The sequence below is a fragment of the Herbaspirillum sp. genome (assembly GCF_017744395.1).
Classification (GTDB): Bacteria; Pseudomonadota; Gammaproteobacteria; order Burkholderiales; family Burkholderiaceae_D; genus Herbaspirillum.
Genome location: NZ_JAGIBI010000006.1, coordinates 21,969 through 39,568, shown reverse-complemented (window position 1 = coordinate 39,568; position 17,600 = coordinate 21,969). Strand labels below are relative to the sequence as shown.

13 protein-coding genes are annotated in these 17,600 nt (G+C 64.0%); all 13 read right to left on the bottom strand.

The window, feature by feature from the left end:
* Window positions 1-48: 48 nt before the first annotated feature.
* On the bottom strand, window positions 49-1,227 hold the full coding sequence (locus J7548_RS15100) for a pyridoxal phosphate-dependent aminotransferase (RefSeq protein ID WP_290975704.1): 1,179 nt from the start codon (window positions 1,225-1,227) through the stop codon (window positions 49-51).
* Between the two features lie 115 nt (window positions 1,228-1,342).
* The gene (gene nusB, locus J7548_RS15095) at window positions 1,343-1,810 is read right to left on the bottom strand and encodes a transcription antitermination factor NusB (RefSeq protein ID WP_290975702.1); all 468 of its coding nucleotides are present in this window, start codon (window positions 1,808-1,810) and stop codon (window positions 1,343-1,345) included.
* Between the two features lie 105 nt (window positions 1,811-1,915).
* Window positions 1,916-2,404 carry a 6,7-dimethyl-8-ribityllumazine synthase gene (ribH, locus tag J7548_RS15090; RefSeq protein ID WP_290975699.1) on the bottom strand — a complete coding sequence of 163 codons (489 nt, stop codon included), beginning with the start codon at window positions 2,402-2,404 and terminating at the stop codon, window positions 1,916-1,918.
* Window positions 2,405-2,463: 59 nt separating this feature from the next.
* Window positions 2,464-3,588, bottom strand: coding sequence for a bifunctional 3,4-dihydroxy-2-butanone-4-phosphate synthase/GTP cyclohydrolase II (gene ribBA, locus J7548_RS15085; RefSeq protein WP_290975696.1), 1,125 nt, complete (start codon window positions 3,586-3,588; stop codon window positions 2,464-2,466).
* Window positions 3,589-3,672: 84 nt separating this feature from the next.
* Window positions 3,673-4,686, bottom strand: a complete 1,014-nt coding sequence (gene dusA / locus J7548_RS15080) for a tRNA dihydrouridine(20/20a) synthase DusA (RefSeq protein ID WP_290975693.1) — start codon at window positions 4,684-4,686, stop codon at window positions 3,673-3,675.
* A 608-nt stretch (window positions 4,687-5,294) separates the two neighbouring features.
* The gene (typA, locus tag J7548_RS15075) at window positions 5,295-7,136 is read right to left on the bottom strand and encodes a translational GTPase TypA (RefSeq protein WP_290975690.1); all 1,842 of its coding nucleotides are present in this window, start codon (window positions 7,134-7,136) and stop codon (window positions 5,295-5,297) included.
* 154 nt (window positions 7,137-7,290) lie between these two features.
* Window positions 7,291-8,295, bottom strand: a complete 1,005-nt coding sequence (truB, locus tag J7548_RS15070; RefSeq protein ID WP_290975687.1) for a tRNA pseudouridine(55) synthase TruB — start codon at window positions 8,293-8,295, stop codon at window positions 7,291-7,293.
* Between the two features lie 75 nt (window positions 8,296-8,370).
* Window positions 8,371-8,763, bottom strand: a complete 393-nt coding sequence (gene rbfA, locus J7548_RS15065; RefSeq protein ID WP_290975684.1) for a 30S ribosome-binding factor RbfA — start codon at window positions 8,761-8,763, stop codon at window positions 8,371-8,373.
* Window positions 8,764-8,874: 111 nt separating this feature from the next.
* Complete coding sequence (gene infB / locus J7548_RS15060; RefSeq protein WP_290975682.1) at window positions 8,875-11,721, bottom strand: translation initiation factor IF-2; 2,847 nt, start codon at window positions 11,719-11,721, stop codon at window positions 8,875-8,877.
* Window positions 11,722-11,773: 52 nt separating this feature from the next.
* Complete coding sequence (nusA, locus tag J7548_RS15055; protein WP_290975680.1) at window positions 11,774-13,333, bottom strand: transcription termination factor NusA; 1,560 nt, start codon at window positions 13,331-13,333, stop codon at window positions 11,774-11,776.
* The gene (gene rimP / locus J7548_RS15050) at window positions 13,330-13,824 is read right to left on the bottom strand and encodes a ribosome maturation factor RimP (RefSeq protein ID WP_290975678.1); all 495 of its coding nucleotides are present in this window, start codon (window positions 13,822-13,824) and stop codon (window positions 13,330-13,332) included. Before rimP ends, nusA begins: the two co-directional genes overlap by 4 nt.
* Before the next feature lie 364 nt (window positions 13,825-14,188).
* Complete coding sequence (rluB, locus tag J7548_RS15045) at window positions 14,189-16,087, bottom strand: 23S rRNA pseudouridine(2605) synthase RluB (protein ID WP_290975676.1); 1,899 nt, start codon at window positions 16,085-16,087, stop codon at window positions 14,189-14,191.
* Window positions 16,074-16,982, bottom strand: coding sequence for an SMC-Scp complex subunit ScpB (gene scpB, locus J7548_RS15040; protein ID WP_290975673.1), 909 nt, complete (start codon window positions 16,980-16,982; stop codon window positions 16,074-16,076). The genes rluB and scpB overlap by 14 nt, the downstream gene beginning before the upstream one ends.
* Between the last annotated feature and the right edge of the window lie 618 nt (window positions 16,983-17,600).

The window sequence follows — 17,600 nt, the reverse complement described above, 5'->3', positions numbered from 1 at the left end:
AGCCCTCGGGCTCCTTTTTCCTTTTCGGCCTCCCCGGCCTGTAACCGTTCAGGCGGCCTTGCGGTTTGCGAAAAACGCCCCCAGGCGGGCCACCGCTTCCTGCAGGTTCTCCATCGAGGTCGCATACGACAGGCGGATATAGCGGCGCGCAGTGAAGGGGCCGAAGTCCAGCCCCGGCACCAGCACCACGCCGGCCTCGTTGAGCATGTCGAGCGTCAACCGGTCGGCATCGTCGGACAGCGCGCTGCAATCGGCGTATACATAGAAAGCGCCGTCCGGCACCACCGGCACCTTGAAGCCCAGGCTTTCCAGCGCCGGCACGATGTAGTCGCGGCGGCGCTTGAACTCCGCCTTGCGCTCCTCGTAGATGGCGATCGACTCCGGCGCGAAACAGGCCACGCCGGCATGCTGGGCGATCGACGAAGCGCAGATGAACAGGTTCTGCGCCAGCTTCTCGACCTGCGGCACCAATGCCGGCGGCAACACCAGCCAGCCGAGGCGCCATCCGGTCATGTTGAAGTACTTGGAGAAGCTGTTGATCACCACCACGTCCTCGCCCAGCGACAGCGCCGAGAACGGCGCCCCCTCATACGACAAGCCCTGATAGATCTCATCGACGATGGTGAAGCCGCCGCGCGCGCGCACTTCCGCCACGATCGCGCGCAGCTCGTCCGGCAGGATGGAAGTGCCGGTCGGGTTGGAGGGAGAAGCCAGCAGCACGCCGCGCGTCGCCGCATCCCAATGTTCGCGCACCATTTGCGCCGAAAGCTGGAAACGGTGTTCCGGCCCGCTGGCGATCAGCCTGGCCTGGCCTTCGAAAGCCGCCACGAAATGGCGGTTGCAGGGATAGCTGGGATCCGGCATCAGCACCTGCGCCCCCTTTTCCACCAGTGCGGCGCAGGCCAGCAGCAGGGCCGCCGATGCGCCGGCCGTGACCACGATGCGTTCCGGCGCGATCTCCAGCCCGTAGACGCTGCGGTAATGGTCGGAGATCGCCTGGCGCAATTGCGGCAGGCCGGTGGCCGAGGTGTATTGCATCTTGCCGTCGGCCATGGCGCGCGTGGCGGCCTCAACCACTGCCGGCGGCGCGGTGAAATCGGGCTCGCCGATGCCCATGTGGATGATGTGGCGCCCTTGCTGCTCCAGCACGGCGGCCTTCTTGGCCAGCTCCATGACGTGGAACGGGGCGATGTTGTTCAGGCGGGAAGCGAGTTGGTTCAGGCTCATGGGAAATCCGGGATGCGGGTGGCATGCGCCTGCGGCGCACTCACAGGAAGAAGACAACGCGGCAGCGGCCGGACATGGCGCCGGCCGCCTGGAACGGGTTCTGAAGGCGCGGCGCTTAACGGCGGCCGGCGTCGACCTCGGTTGCGCGCACTTGCGCAGCGAAACGGTCCAGCACGCCATTGACGTACTTGTGGCCGTCGACTCCGCCGAACGACTTGGTCAGCTCCACCGCCTCGTTGATCACTACCTTATAGGGAATCTCGATGTGGTTCTGCAATTCGTAGGCGCCGATCAGCAGCGCGGCATGCTCCACCGGCGACAATTCCTTGATGGGGCGATCGATCAGCGGCGCCAGGCCGGTGCGCAGCGCTTCGGCATCGCGGATGGCGCCGTTGAGCAGGGTGTCGAAGTGTTCGGCATCGGCCTTGTCGAAACCGTGCGCTTCGCGGATGTGGGCTTCGATCGCGCCGCTGTCCTCATGGTTGAGCAGCCACTGGTACAAGCCCTGCAACGCGAACTCGCGCGCGCGATGGCGCGGTGTGCGGTTCTTGTTCGAATTGGCGTGTTGAGATTTGTTCGACATGATGAATGCGGCGCGAGGCCGTGAATGCTTTACTTGAATGGATACGTGAAACTGTGCAAGGAAAAAACCGCCGCGCCGCCGCCCGGGCAGCGGCGCGGCGACGGATCATTCCTCTTCGTCGGTGGCCTGGCCCAGCTCTTCCAGCACGATCGCCAGGTTGGCCATTTCGACCGCGACGCGGGCGGCATCGGCGCCCTTCTCGGCCATGCGCACTTCGGCCTGCTCGTCGTTCTCGGTGGTCAGCACGGCGTTGGCGATGGGCACGCCGAAGTCCAGGCCGATGCGGGTGATGCCGGCGCCGGATTCGTTGGAGACCAGTTCGAAGTGGTAGGTCTCGCCGCGGATCACCGCGCCCAGCGCGATGAGCGCGTCGAACTGGTCGGTCTCGGCCATCTTCTGCAGGGCCAGCGGGATTTCCAGGGCGCCCGGCACGGTGACGTGCAGGATGTCCTCGTCGGCCACGCCCAGATGCTTCAGTTCGGCCAGGCAGGCCGCCAGCAGGCCATGGCAGACGTCTTCATTGAAACGCGCCTGCACGATGCCGATGCGCAAGCTTTCGCCATTCAAATCCGCTTCAAAAGTTCCAATGGTCATGGCTTTTCCTTATAGGTGGTTGACTTGCGTGATTGCTGATCTTTGCGTCGGTTGCCCGCTCATGCGCCTTCGCGCGCCTGGTAGCCGGTCACTTCCAGCTTGAAGCCGGCCATCGACGGCATCTTGCGCGGGCTGGCCAGGAGCTTCATCTTGCACACGCCCAGGTCCTTCAGGATCTGCGCGCCGATGCCATAGGTACGCAGGTCCAGGCGGTCGGCGCGCACCGGCTTGGCGGCTTTGGCGGTGCCGACCTGGTTGAGCGCGCCGAACTGGTCGAACATCTGCTGCGCCGACTCCTCGCAGTTGAGCAGCACCACCACGCCGCCGCCCGGCGCGGCCTGCACCGCCTTCATGGCGGCGGCCAGATTCCACGAGTGGGTGGTGACTTCGGATTCCAGCAAGTCGAGGATCGATACCGGCTGGTGTACCCGCACCAGGGTTTCCTGGCCCGGCGCGATATCGCCATGCACCAGCGCCAGATGGGCGCCGCCGGACGGCGTGTCGCGGTAGGCGATGGCCTTGAAGTTGCCGTGCACGGTCTGCATGTCGCGCTCGGCCACGCGCTCGATGATGCTTTCGTTGCGGCTGCGGTAATGGATCAGGTCGGCAATCGTGCCGATCTTCAGCTTGTGCTTCTCGGCGAATTCCATCAGGTCCGGCAGGCGCGCCATGGTGCCGTCATCCTTGAGGATCTCGCAGATCACGGCGGCCGGCGTCAGCCCTGCCATCGCGGTCAGGTCGCAACCGGCTTCGGTGTGGCCGGCACGCATCAGCACGCCGCCCTTCTGGGCGCGCAGCGGGAAGATGTGGCCCGGGTTCACCAGGTCCGACGGCTTGGCGTTCTTGGCCGCGGCCACCTGGATGGTGCGCGCGCGGTCGGCGGCGGAAATGCCGGTGGTCACGCCTTCGGCCGCTTCGATCGAGACGGTGAAATTGGTGCCGAACTGGGTGCCGTTGCGGCTGGACATCATCGGCAGGTCGAGCTGGTCGCAATGTTCTTCGGTGAGCGTCAGGCACACCAGGCCGCGCGCGTGCGTGACCATGAAGTTGATGGCTTCGGGCGTGACGAAATCGGTGGCAAGCACCAGGTCGCCCTCGTTTTCGCGGTCTTCCTCGTCGACCAGGATCACCATGCGCCCGGCACGGAGCTCGGCGACGATTTCTTCTGTTGTTGCGAGTGGCATATGATTTTCTTTTCCCATTTGGAACCCGCTATTTTAAAGGATTGCGGGCGTCCTCACCCTGCCTGCGGCGCGCTTTGCAGCGATTTATTGATCCTGGACCGCCTGCGTGCGCGCCAGCGCTTCCTGCAACAGCGCCGGATCGCCCAGCGCCAGCTTCTTCGAGTCCGACAGCGTCTGGCGGAAGGCCCGTGCGCCAGGCACGCCGGCCAAGAGGCCCAGCATATGACGGGTCATGCTGTTGAGGCGCAGGCCGCGGCCGTTGTCGCCGTGCAATTCCAGCTGGCGTTTCATGTAAGGCAACATCGCCGCAATCACTTCCTCGCGGCTGGGATAGCAGCCGCCTTCCAGCTCGCCGTAATAACGGGCATCGAAACCGGCCATCAGATAGGGGTTATGGTAGGCCTCGCGGCCCAGCATGACGCCATCCACGTGCTTCAGGTGCTCGTCGATCTCGGCCACGGTCTTGATGCCGCCGTTGATCAGGATTTCCAGCTCGGGGAAGTCTTTCTTCAACCGGTAGGCATAGTCGTACTTCAGCGGCGGGATTTCGCGGTTTTCCTTCGGGCTCAGGCCTTTCAGGATGGCATTGCGCGCGTGCACGATGAAGGTCTTGCAACCCGCCCCGGCAACGGTTCCGACGAAATCGCGCACGAAATCGTAGGACTGCACGTCATCGATACCGATACGGTGCTTCACGGTGACGTCGATCGACACCGCGTCGCGCATGGCCTTGACGCAATCGGCCACCAGCTGCGCCTCGCCCATCAGGCAGGCGCCGAACGCTCCCTTCTGCACCCGCTCGGACGGACAGCCGCAGTTCAGGTTGATCTCGTCATAACCCCATTGTTCGCCCAGGCGGGCAGCGTGCGCCAGGTCGGCCGGCTCGCTGCCGCCCAGTTGCAGCGCGACCGGATGCTCTTCCTCGTTGAAATCGAGGTGGCGCGGCACGTCGCCGTACAGCAGCGCGCCGGTCGTCACCATTTCGGTGTACAGCCAGGTATGCCGCGTGATCTGGCGATGGAAGACGCGGCAGTGCCGGTCGGTCCAGTCCATCATCGGGGCCACGCTGATCGTGCGGGGAGGCAAGTGTTTCTTCATCTGCTGGGGAAATCGTCAATCCGTAAATCGTTTCTGCTGCCGGCGGCAATGCGCGTCTATGCATAGCCAGTGTCCGCGATGGCATCGCTGGCTGCAAGCGGGCGTTGCCGCTCCCGGCAGGGCCTGCGGGCGGCAAATAGAAAGCCCGCAAGGCTTTCGCGTTGCGGGCTGGTGTCCCCTCTATCCTCTGTGAGATAGGATTTTTATACTGCGGACACGATTCTGCACCACAAACCGGCAGCCGTCATTTCGCAACGCACAAAAATAGTGCCGAGGAAACAAAAAACAAGCCCATTGCCGATAAAAAATTTTCCAGCCGGTTTCCGGCAATCCGAACCCGGCAACCCCTCCCGCAAAAAAGGGAGGGGGCTGATGCGCTCAAGCCACTTGGGCGAACGCGGCAAAAAAAAAGCCCACAACCGGAGTTGCGGGCTTGAATCCAATTCTTTAGGAGGAAATTGGAGGAGACAGGTGTAACTATATGGCAGTGCATCATTGCTGTCTGCTTTATTGTGCTGATATCTGATATTCACCAGAAAGATATCAGCGCCAGCCGACGCCCATCCCCACGGCGGCCCGCCCACACGGGGGCGGCCGCCCTTCCCGCATTACATCGCTTCTTCGCGCGAAGCCTTCTTGCGCTCGTGTTCCTTCAGGTGACGCTTGCGCAGACGGATGCTCTTGGGCGTCACTTCGACCAGTTCGTCGTCTTCGATGAATTCGACCGCGTATTCCAGCGACAGCTCGATCGGCGGCACCAGGCGCACCGCTTCGTCGGTGCCGGAAGCGCGCACGTTGGTCAGTTGCTTGCCCTTGATCGGGTTCACGACGAGGTCGTTGTCGCGCGAGTGGATGCCGATGATCATGCCTTCGTAGACCGGATCGTTGTGGCTGACGAACATGCGGCCGCGGTCCTGCAACTTCCACAGCGCGTAGGCGACGGCGGCGCCGTCGTCCTGCGAGATCAGCACGCCGTTGCGGCGGCCGGCCAGTTCGCCCTTGGAGGTGTCGACCGGCTTGTAGTCGTCGAACACGTGGCTCATCAGGCCGGTGCCGCGGGTCAGGGTCATGAATTCGCCCTGGAAGCCGATCAGGCCACGCGCCGGAATGTGGTATTCCAGGCGCACGCGGCCCTTGCCGTCCGGTTCCATGTTCTGCAGGTCGCCGCGGCGGCGGCCCAGTTCTTCCATCACGCCGCCCTGGTGGGTTTCTTCGACGTCCACGGTCAGGTTTTCGTACGGCTCTTCACGCACGCCGTCAACCATACGGAACACCACGCGCGGACGCGACACGGCCAGTTCGAAGCCTTCGCGGCGCATGTTTTCGATCAGGATGGTCAGGTGCAGTTCGCCGCGGCCCGACACTTCGTAGGTCGAGTCGTCGTTCTCGGCCTGCACCACGCGCAGCGCCATGTTGGACTTCAATTCCTTTTCCAGGCGGTCGCGGATCTGGCGGGTGGTCACGAACTTGCCTTCACGGCCGGCCAGCGGCGAGGTGTTGACCATGAAGTTCATGGTCAGGGTCGGCTCGTCGACCTTCAGCATCGGCAGGCCCTTGGGGCTGTCCGGGGCACAGATGGTCGAACCGATGCCGATTTCCTCGATACCGTTGATCAGCACGATGTCGCCGGCCAGCGCTTCGTCGACCAGCACGCGCTCCAGGCCCTTGAAGGTCAGCACCTGGTTGATGCGGGCCTTGGTCGGCTTGTCTTCGGGGCCGTTCATCCAGACCACGTCCTGACCGCCCTTGATACGGCCGGCCAGGATGCGGCCGACGCCGATCTTGCCGACGTAGGACGAATATTCGAGCGAAGTGATCTGCAGTTGCAGCGGGGCGTTCGGGTCGTCTTCACGCGCCGGCACGTACTTGAGGATGGCGTCGAACAGCGGCTCCATCGAGCCTTCGCGCACGTCCGGGGTCAGGCCGGCGTAGCCGTTCAGGCCGGAAGCGTAGACCACCGGGAAGTCCAGCTGTTCTTCGGTGGCGCCCAGCTTGTCGAACAGTTCGAAGGTAGCGTTGATGGCCCACTCGGGACGCGCGCCCGGACGGTCGATCTTGTTCAGCACGACGATCGGCTTCAGGCCCAGCGCCAGCGCCTTGCGGGTCACGAAACGGGTCTGCGGCATCGGGCCTTCCTGGGCATCGACCAGCAGCAGCACGCTGTCGACCATCGACAGCACGCGCTCGACCTCGCCGCCGAAGTCGGCGTGGCCCGGGGTATCGACGATGTTGATGTGGGTGCCCTTGTACTCCACCGCGCAGTTCTTCGACAGGATGGTGATGCCGCGTTCCTTTTCGATGTCGTTCGAGTCCATCACGCGGTTATCCACTTGCTGGTTGTCGCGGAAGGTGCCGGACTGGCGCAGCAGTTGGTCGACCAGGGTGGTTTTGCCGTGGTCAACGTGGGCGATGATGGCGATGTTGCGAATAGCGCGGATATTGTTTGACATGGTGAATTTGGGTTGGAGTACCGATTCTCGGAAGGCGCGCATTATAGCATGTTGCGACGCATGAAATTTAAAAAAACCTGTGTTTTCAACGGTTTGCCGCCGTTTGGACGCCACCCTGAAAGGCGCGCCCGGAGCCGTTCTCCGGCGCTTCGCCTCAAGCCGTGGACACCAGCCGTTCGGGCGCCAGAATGGCGTATTCCTGCAACAGTCCGGTGCCCAGCAGCGCGGCGTCGGAAGCGCGGTAGACGCGCACTCGCCCCAACTGTTCCGGCGCGGCCACACCTTCCTTGGCCAGCGGCAAACGCTGGCCGTGCAAGAAGCGGCGTGCCAGTTCGTCCGGCAACTGCACCGCCGGGAAACTCTGCAGCAGGCCGTCCACCGGCAGCAGCGCGGCCTTGCGCTGTTCGGTTTCGCCGGCCGCCTCGAACTGTTCCAGCGTCATGGCGCCATCCAGTGTCAGCGGGCCGACGCCAATGCGACGCAGCGCGTTCAGGTGGGCGCCGCAGCCCAGATGCTCGCCGATGTCCTCGCCCAGCACACGGATGTAGGTGCCCTTGCTGCAGGTCACGCGAATGGCCAGCATCGGCGCCTGGTAATCCAGCAGTTCCAGCTTGTGGATGATCACGTCGCGCGCTTCGCGTTCCAGCGTGATGCCGGCGCGGGCGTATTCGTACAGCGGCTTGCCGTCGCGCTTCAACGCCGAATGCATGGGCGGCACCTGGCTGATGGGGCCGCGAAAGCGCGCCAATGCCGCCTCAATCTGTTCAGGACTGGCATCCACCGGGCGCTCGGCAATGACCTGCCCTTCGGTATCCCCGGTATCGGTCTTCACCCCCAGGTGCACCACGGCTTCATAGGTCTTGTCGGCCTCCAGCAGATCCTGCGAAAACTTGGTCGCCTCGCCGAAACACAGCGGCAACAAGCCGGTGGCGAACGGATCGAGGGTGCCGGTATGTCCGGCCTTGGGCGCGTTGAGCATGCGCTTGGCGCGGATCAGCGCGTCGTTGGACGACAACCCGACCGGCTTGTCCAGCAGCAGCACGCCATGCACCGGCAGGCGCGGGGGACGCGGCGCGCGCGGCGCCTGTCCGCGCTTGACGCGCTTGTCGTTGTTGGCCGGGATGGGGGACGCGGCGTCCGCCGGAATGTTGTCTGCCATAAATACGTTGCCGGCCCTGCGCGATGTGCGCGGGCCGGCGAAATGATTGTCAGTGATACAGCTGGTCGAACCGGCTCAGGCCTCGTCGTCCGAATCCTTGGCGCGGGTAGCGTTGGCCTCGTCGATCAGGCGCGACATTTCGATGCCGCGAGCGGTCGAGTTGTCGTGCACGAAGTGCAGTTCCGGCAAGGTATGGATGGTCAGCCTGCGGCCCAGTTGCGTGCGCAGGAAGCCTGCCGCCTTGCGCAGGCCGATCAGCGTGTTCTTCACCGCCTCGGGATTGTCCACCAGCGTGGTGAAGAAGATCTTGGCATGCGCGTAGTCCGGCGTGACCTGCACTTCGGTAATCGTGATCATCCCAACGCGCGGATCCTTCAGTTCGAAGGCGATCAGCTCCGCCAGGTCGCGCTGGATCTGGTCGGCGACGCGCAGGCCGCGCCCGGGGATGGATTTGCTATGTTTTGCCATTGTTCAAAAAACAAATCCGCCGATGGCCTGACGGGAGAATATTCCCGCGTTGCTGCGACGGATCTTTCAAATGAGGCCGGCGCGAGACCTCCCCGCGCCGGCAAAACTGCATTACAGGGTACGAGCCACTTCCTGGACTTCGAAGATTTCGAGCTGGTCGCCCACCTCGATATCGTTGTAGCCCTTGAGCGACAGGCCGCACTCGAAGCCCGACTTGACTTCCTTGACATCGTCCTTGAAGCGCTTGAGCGAGTCCAGTTCGCCGGTCCATACCACCACGTTGTTGCGCAGCAGGCGCACTTGCGAACCGCGCTTGACCAGGCCTTCCAGCACGTAGCAGCCGGCGATCGAACCGACCTTGCTGACCACGAACACCTGGCGGATTTCCACCAGGCCCAGCGCCTGTTCGCGCTTTTCCGGCGCCAGCATGCCCGACATCGCCGCCTTCACCTCGTCCACCGCATCGTAGATGATGTTGTAGTAGCGGATGTCGACGCCGTTGGCCTCGGCCAGCTTGCGCGCCGAAGCGTCGGCACGGGTGTTGAAGCCGATGATGACCGCCTTCGATGCCACCGCGAGGTTGACGTCGTTTTCGGTGATGCCGCCGACTGCGGCATGCACCACCTGTACGCGCACTTCGGCGTTGGACAGCTTCTGCAGCGACTGCACCAGCGCTTCCTGCGAACCCTGCACGTCGGTCTTGATGATCATCGGCAGGTTCTTGACCTCGCCTTCGCTCATCTGTTCGAACATGTTTTCCAGCTTGGCGGCCTGCTGCTTGGCCAGCTTGACGTCGCGGAACTTGCCCTGGCGGAACAGGCCGATTTCACGCGCCTTGCGTTCGTCGCTCATGACCAGCACTTCTTCGCCGGCCGACGGCACTTCCGTCAGGCCCTGGATCTCGACCGGAATCGACGGACCCGCTTCGCTGATGTTCTTGCCGTTCTCGTCCAGCATGGCGCGCACGCGGCCATAGGCGGAACCGGCCAGCACGACGTCGCCGCGCTTCAAGGTACCGGATTGCACCAGGATCGTCGCCACCGGGCCGCGGCCCTTGTCCAGCTTGGCTTCGATCACCAGGCCGCGGGCCGGCACGTCGACCGGCGCGGTCAGTTCCAGCACTTCGGCTTGCAGCAGCACGTTTTCCAGCAGCGAGTCGATGCCCTGGCCGGTCTTGGCCGACACCGGGATGAACGGAGCGTCGCCGCCGTATTCTTCCGGCACCACTTCCTCGGCGATCAGTTCCTGCTTGACGCGGTCGGGGTTGGCGCCCTGCTTGTCGATCTTGTTGATCGCCACCACCAGCGGCACGCCGCCGGCCTTGGCGTGGGCGATCGCTTCCTTGGTCTGCGGCATCACGCCGTCGTCGGCGGCCACCACCAGGATCACGATGTCGGTCGCCTTGGCGCCGCGGGCACGCATCGCGGTAAACGCTTCGTGGCCCGGGGTGTCCAGGAAGGTGATCATGCCGCGCGGAGTTTCCACGTGGTAGGCGCCGATGTGCTGGGTAATGCCACCGGCTTCGCCCGAGGCGACCTTGGTGCGGCGGATGTAGTCCAGCAGCGAGGTCTTGCCGTGGTCGACGTGGCCCATCACGGTCACGACCGGCGCACGCGGCAGCGCCTCGGCGTCGGCGTGGTCTTCACCTTCGACCAGCAGCGCTTCCGGATCGTCCAGCTTCGCGGCGTGGGCGCGGTGGCCCATTTCCTCGACCACGATCATCGCGGTTTCCTGGTCCAGCACCTGGTTGATGGTGACCATCTGGCCCAGTTTCATCAGGTGCTTGATGACCTCGGATGCCTTGACCGCCATCTTGTGCGCCACTTCGGCCACGGTGATGGTTTCCGGCACGTACACGTCATGCACCACGGCTTCGGTCGGCACCTGGAAGTTGCTTTCGCGCTGGTCGTCGCCATGCGAATGGCGGCGGCCCTTGGGGCCTGCGCGCCAGCCGTCGCGACCGCCGGCGCCGGTGGCGCCGCGGGCCTTCATGCCGCCGGTGCCGCGCTTCTTGGCGTCGTCCTGCCAGGTCGAGGAGACATTGGCCGACTTGATCGACTTCTTGTCCGCCGCGACCGCGGGCTTCTTGTCATCCTTCTTGTCGGCGACCTTCTTGTCGGCCGGCTTGTGCAGCGTGCCTTCCGAAGTCTTGGCGGCCGGCGCCGGTTCGGGCGCCTTCATGACCTTGCGCGGCGCATTCATCATGGCCTTGATCTGGGCCACTTCGTCTTCCACCGCCTTGCGCGCGCGCTCGGCGGCCGCGGCGCGTTCCGCGGCTTCCTTGGCGGCCTCGGCAGCCTTCTTCTTGGCTTCTTCGGCGGCGGCGCGCTTCTTTTCTTCCTCGGCCGGATCGGGCGCAGCCTGCTTGGCTTGCGCACCGGCGGCCTTGGCCTTGGCGGCTTCGGCCGCGGCCTCGGCTGCCACGCGAGCGGCTTCCGCCTCGGCGGCTTCGCGGGCGCGCTGCTGTTCCAGTTCGGCGGCCTTGGCCTGGGCGGCGCGTTCGGCCTCCAGTTGCGCCAGGCGCTCTTCCTGGGCCTTTAGTTCCGCCTGGCGGCGAGCTTCCTCTTCCTGGCGCGCCTGCACCTCGGCCTGGCTTTCAGCCGGCTCGTGCGCAACCGCCGCGGCGCGGGCCGCGGTCTCTTCCGCCGTCGGTTCGTCGCGCTTGATGAAGGTGCGCTTCTTGCGCACTTCCACCTGGATCGTGCGCGATTTGCCGGTCGCATCGGCCTGCTTGATCTCGGTCGTTTCCTTGCGGGTCAGCGTGATCTTCTTCTTCTCGCCTTCCGGCGCGGCGCCACGCGAACGGCGCAGGTGTTCAAGCAGGCGGTCCTTGTCTTCCTTCGACAGGGAGTCGGATGCGGAGCTCTTCTCGACGCCGGCCGAACGCAGCTGGGTCAGCAGCAGGTCGGCGGGCATTTTCAGCTCGGTGGCAAATTGGGCAACGTTGGTACTCGCCATTCAGTCCTCTTTTCTATGTGCTCGGCAGATGATGTGGAGTGCAAAGCGCGCTTCAACGCGCTTCGGTCGCGCTCCATGCCTTGGCCTGCAGCGCCTTGGCGCGCTCATCGTATTTGGAATCGATGAGCTTCATTTCATCGTCGGTCACATCTTCAAATGCATTTTCAATCAGTTGGCGCGCGCGCTCGGAAGGCAGGGCCAGGATCGCGCCGAATTCGTCATACGCCAGGCCGGCGAAGGCCGCCAGCGTCTTCACGCCTGCCAAGCCCAGCTTGCCGGCCAGCACGCGGTCCAGGCCTTCGAAGTTGATCAGTTCCTCGTCCATGCCTTCCAGGCCTTCCTCGGAAGCGATCGCTTCGGTCACCAGGGCGTCGCGGGCGCGGTTGCGCAGCTCGTTGACGGTTTCCTCGTCGAACGATTCGATCTCGAGCATCTCGTTGATCGGCACGTAGGCGATTTCTTCCAGGGTCGAGAAGCCTTCCTCAACCAGGATGTCGGCCACTTCCTGGTCGACGTCCAGCTTTTCCATGAACAGCGTGCGGATCGCCGCGGTTTCCAGCGCCGACTTGTCGGCCGACTCCTCGGCGGTCATGATGTTGATCTGCCAGCCGGTCAGTTCCGCCGCCAGGCGCACGTTCTGGCCGCCGCGGCCGATGGCGATGGCCAGGTTCTCTTCGTCGACTACCACGTCCATGGCGTGCTTCTCTTCATCCACGACGATCGAGGTGACGTTGGCCGGGGCCAGCGCGCCGATGACGAACTGCGCCGGGTCTTCCGACCACAGCACGATGTCCACGCGCTCGCCGCCCAGTTCGCCGGTCACGGCCTGCACGCGCGAGCCGCGCATGCCGACGCAGGTGCCGATCGGGTCGATGCGCTTGTCGGCGGTGTACACCGCGATCTTGGCGCGCACGCCCGGGTCGCGCGCGGCCGACTTGATTTCCAGCGAGCCTTGTTCGATTTCCGGCACTTCCAGCTCGAACAGCTTCATGATGAATTCCGGCGCGGTGCGCGACAGGATCACCTGCGGGCCGCGGGCGCTGCGGTCGATGCGCAGGATGAAGGCGCGCACGCGGTCGCCGATGCGCAGGTTTTCCTTCGGGATCATCTGGTCGCGCGGCAGGCGCGCTTCGATCTTGCCCGATTCGATGATGGCGTCGCCGCGCTCCATGCGCTTGATGGTGCCGGTCACCAGGGCATCGCCGCGGGCCAGGAAATCGGCCAGGATCTGCTCGCGCTCGGCGTCGCGGATGCGCTGCAGGACGACCTGCTTGGTGTCTTGCGCGAAGCGGCGGCCGAACTCGACGGACTCGATCGGTTCCTCGATGTATTCATCGACTTCGATGTCGGCGTACTGTTCCTTGGCTTCGAACAGCAGCACTTCCTGGTCGGGCAGCTGCAGGCCGGCCTCGTCGGGCACCACGTGCCAGCGGCGGAACGATTCGAACTCGCCGCTTTCGCGGTCGATCGAGACGCGGATGTCGACCTCGCCTTCATAGCGTTTCTTGGTGGCTTGGGCCAGCGCATGTTCCAGCGCGCCGAAGACCACTTCCTTATCGACGTTCTTTTCGCGTGCCAGTGCATCGACCAACAACAAAATTTCGCGACTCATCCTTTGCGACTCCTAAAATCGACCTGCGGCACCAGGTGTGCCTTATCCACATCAGCCAGCGTAAAACTCAATACGGCTGCCGACCCATCGTTTGCTTCAAATTCCAGCATCAGGTTCTCGCCTTCCGGTTCGCGCAGGATGCCCTGGTAGCTCTTGCGGTTGGATGTGCCGGGCATCGGCACGCGCAGCTTGACGATCGCTTCGCAATCGGCAAAGCGGACATAGTCCGCCAGCTTCTTCAGGGGCCGGTCCAGCCCGGGCGAGGAAACCTCCAGACGCTCATAGGCCACGTTCTCCACGGTGAAGACGTGCACCAGCTGATGCGTCACCTTCTCGCAATCCTCGACGGTGATCGAACGCGCCTCTTCGGCGGCCGGATCGAACGGGATATCGATAAAGACGCGCACGAGACCGCGCGCCGCCTTCTCGAACTCGACCAGTTCGTAGCCCATGCCCGACAGGGTGGATTCAATCAGCTCCAGCAATTGCAAGACTATTTCTCCGTCATGACGCCGGCGCGGCTGTTTCCGGCACCGGCATCGAATTTGTTCAGCAAAAAAAAAATGGGCATCCGCCCATCTTTTGTTATCTCTTGCGCAACTCTGAGATCACATCACGCGAACCGCCCTACCTCCATTCAACTCATGGCACAGGCGGATCTTTCAATGAATTAGCACATATGCGATTCGCGGCGGTTGCGTTTAACTTGCGCATTATATCCGATTACGGTATGTGCAGCAATTCAAGATTGGGGCGAAATGCGCCCAAGGCAACAAAAAATCACCTAAAAAGCGGCATTCAGCCTACCGGGAGCCTCGATTACCCTTCGGCAACCAAGGCATCCCAGGCAGAAGATCAGCGCGTACGGCGACGCGTCATCCCCGGCAGGCCGGCCAGCGCGAAGCTGCCGGCGCCGCCGCGCTGCGGGCGGTTGTGGCGGCGCTGGTTGCCCATGTCCGGGAAGCCCAGCGCGGTTTGCAGCGGATCGGGCTGGCGGCTCTTCTGCTGCCCGCCCTTGTTGCCGCCGCCGTTGCCATTTCCATTGCCGTTGTTGCCGCGGCCGCGCTGTTGCGGGCCCTTGTTTTGCTGCATCTGGTTGCCGCGCGGGCCGGCGTTCCTGGCGTTGCCGCCGCCCTTCTGCTCGCCGCCGCCCTGCTTTTCCATACCGCAGGCCGCCAACAGGTTGCGCACGGCGTTTTCTTCCAGCTCTTCCCAACGGCCGCGCTTCAAGGTCTGCGGCAGCGTCATCGCGCCGTAGCGGGTGCGGATCAGGCGCGACACGGTCAGGCCGACCGCCTCGAACATGCGGCGCACTTCGCGGTTGCGGCCTTCGCCGATGGTCACGCGATACCACTTGTTGACGCCTTCGCCGCCGCCGTCGGCGATGCGCGAGAACTGCGCCATGCCGTCGTCGAGCTCAACGCCGTGCAGCAGCTTCTGGCGCATGCCTTCTTCCAGCTCGCCCAGCGTACGCACCGCGTATTCGCGCTCGATGTTGTAGCGCGGGTGCATCAGGCGGTTGGCGAGGTCGCCGGAAGTCGTAAACAGCAGCAAGCCTTCGGTATTGAAGTCGAGGCGGCCCACGGCCAGCCACTTGCCCGCCTTCATGGTCGGCAGGCGGTCGAACACCGAGCTGCGGCCTTCCGGATCGGAATGGCTGACGATTTCGCCGGCCGGCTTGTGATAGATCAGCACGCGCGGCGGGCGCTTGGACACCTTGCGCTGCAGCAGCTTGCCGTTGATGCGGACCTGGTCGGTCGGCAGGATGCGCTGGCCGATGTGGGCCGGCTCGCCGTTGACCGACACGCGGCCGGCCACGATCAGTTCTTCCATGTCGCGGCGCGAACCCAGGCCGGCGTCGGCCAGCACCTTGTGCAGCTTGGGCGCATCGTCCTCGGCGGTCAGGTCGCGGCGGCCGTTCTTGCCGCGCAGCTGGTGCGGATGGCGGTTCTGGCTCTTGCCGCCGTCTTCGCGGTCATAGGCTTCCGAGGTGACGAACGAGAAGATGTCGTCGGACGGCTCGCTCGCGCGCAAACCCAACTGCGGCGCCTTGGGCTTCTTGTGCCCCTTGTCGAAGGGCTTCTTGCCCTGCTGCTGCCCGTGGTTCTGGTTCGCGCCCTTGAACTGGCCGCGCTGCTCCTGCGCGGCGCCGCCTTCCGGCGCAGCGCCCTTTTGCTGGGCGCTGGCCTCGGCGCGCTGGGCCGCGCGGTTGTTGCGCAGGGCGCGCGGACCGCGCACGCCGCGGCGGGCCGGCTTGGCCCGGTTCGGATCGGCCGGCGCGTCCAGCAGCACCGGCGGCGCCACGACTTCCTCGCCGACGGTGACGATGACCTTGGGCGGCTCCTGGGCCGGCGCTCCCATGTCCAGGCTGAGCTGCTTGGCCTGCTTGGCAGGTTTAACAGGTTTGGCCGGTTTCTCAGGCTTGGCGGCCACCGGCGCCTCGGCCTGGTCGGCCGGCTCGGCCTTCTTCGCGCGCGGCTTGGCGGCGCGCGGCTTCTTTTCCGGCGCGGCGTCGGCGGGTGCGGCAACGGCTTCCGCCGGTGCCGCGGCCTCTTCGCTCACGGCCTTCTTGGCGCGGGGAGCGCGCTTCTTGGGCGCGGGAGCTTCAGCAGCGGTATCGGCAAAGGCCGGCGCGCCGGCTTCGGCAGGCGCAGCCGCCTTGCGGGTACGTTTTTTCACCGGCTTTTCGGTCGCGGAAGCGTCAGCCGCAGCAAGCGCAACGCCTTGCTCGTCTTTGGAACTAGTTGGTTTCATTCTTCGGATCTTGATTGTGCGAACCCGGCTCGGCTTGGTCGCCCCGCTCGTCGGCCCGTTCAGTGGTATCGATATGCACGCCGGCCGCTTCATCGGCGGTCTCGAGGGCGTCTGTGCCTGTTACGGCAACGTCTTGTTCAAAAGGTTCTTGCGTTTGTTCTGCAGATGGCGCCAGGCCGTCCCCTGCTTCGTCGCCTGTCGCGGCATCTGCCGCAGGCGGCTCGCCCGGCTCACCCAGCTCCAATTGGCCGTTTTGTTCCGCCGCATCCGCCGCGCCGCCTTCCTCGCTTTCCAGCACGGCCGCGCCGCTGCCTTCGAGCGCCTGCAATTCCAGCAAGGCGCCCTGGGCCGCCGCTTCGGCGCCGACCGTCTGCAACGGCGGCAGCTCTTCCAGCGAAGTCAGCCCCAGGTCGTCCAGGAACTTGCGGGTGGTAGCGAACAGGGCCGGGCGTCCCGGCACGTCGCGGTGGCCGATCGACTCGATCCAGCCGCGGTCCTCCAGCATCTTGATGGTTTGCGAATTGACGGCCACGCCGCGGATCTCTTCGATATCGCCGCGCGTCACCGGCTGGCGGTAGGCGATGATGGCCAGCGTTTCCAGCGTGGCGCGCGTGTATTTCGGCGGCTTTTCCGGATTCAGGCGCTCCAGGTAGACCTTCATCTCCGGGCGGCTCTGGAAGCGCCAGCCGGTCGACAGGCCGGCCACTTCGACTCCCTTGTCGGCCCAGTCGGTACGCAGCTCTTCCAGCAACTGGCGGATAACGTCCGCCGTAATTTCGCTAGGTTGATCGCTTTCCGGATCGGCGTACAGCTTTTTCAGGTCATTGATCGATAAAGGCTCATGCGTGCAAAGCAATGCGGTTTCGAGGACTTTCTTCGCCTCTGCAATATTCATGTACGGCTCTTGTGCGTCTTGTTAAACAAAAGTTTGAAAAGTTCGGCTTGTACTGAGCCCGGCTGCATGGTTGCGCCAGTCCGCGGCATCCCGGGGAACCGTCACTCGCAAACCTGCTGCGCTGTGTTTGATGCTGTTGGTGCTGCTTTCCGGTGCCCGACTTATAGGAGATTGAATGAGCTGGAAATTAAGGCCCGGGCAAATCGGCATCGCGGGGGTATCACGCTTTCGCAAAGCCGTCATGTCGCGGGTTGCTGACGGCCGATCTGCGCCATTTCAATTATCGACTTTGCGCCATGGAGCCGTTATTGGCCGCACAGGTGGCGGCAGCCGGGCACAAAGTTGAAAAAGTATTTGGCGGAGTTTAGCACAAAGATTTCCGGGCATGGCGCTTGTTGCGGCGCCTACACAGTTATTTGCAAGCTCGTCAGGACGCCGTCAGCAACGATTTCCGGCGCAGGGACTGACGACGAAAAATTATCAAAAAGAAATTATTCTTAGCCATATCCACCTCACCTCCCTGCGGCATTGAACGACGCCATCACGGCAAATCGACCGGAAAGGCCTTTCAGTTCCTCCCAACCGGTAGTCCTGCGGGAGCGTTAGAATCCTGCAAAC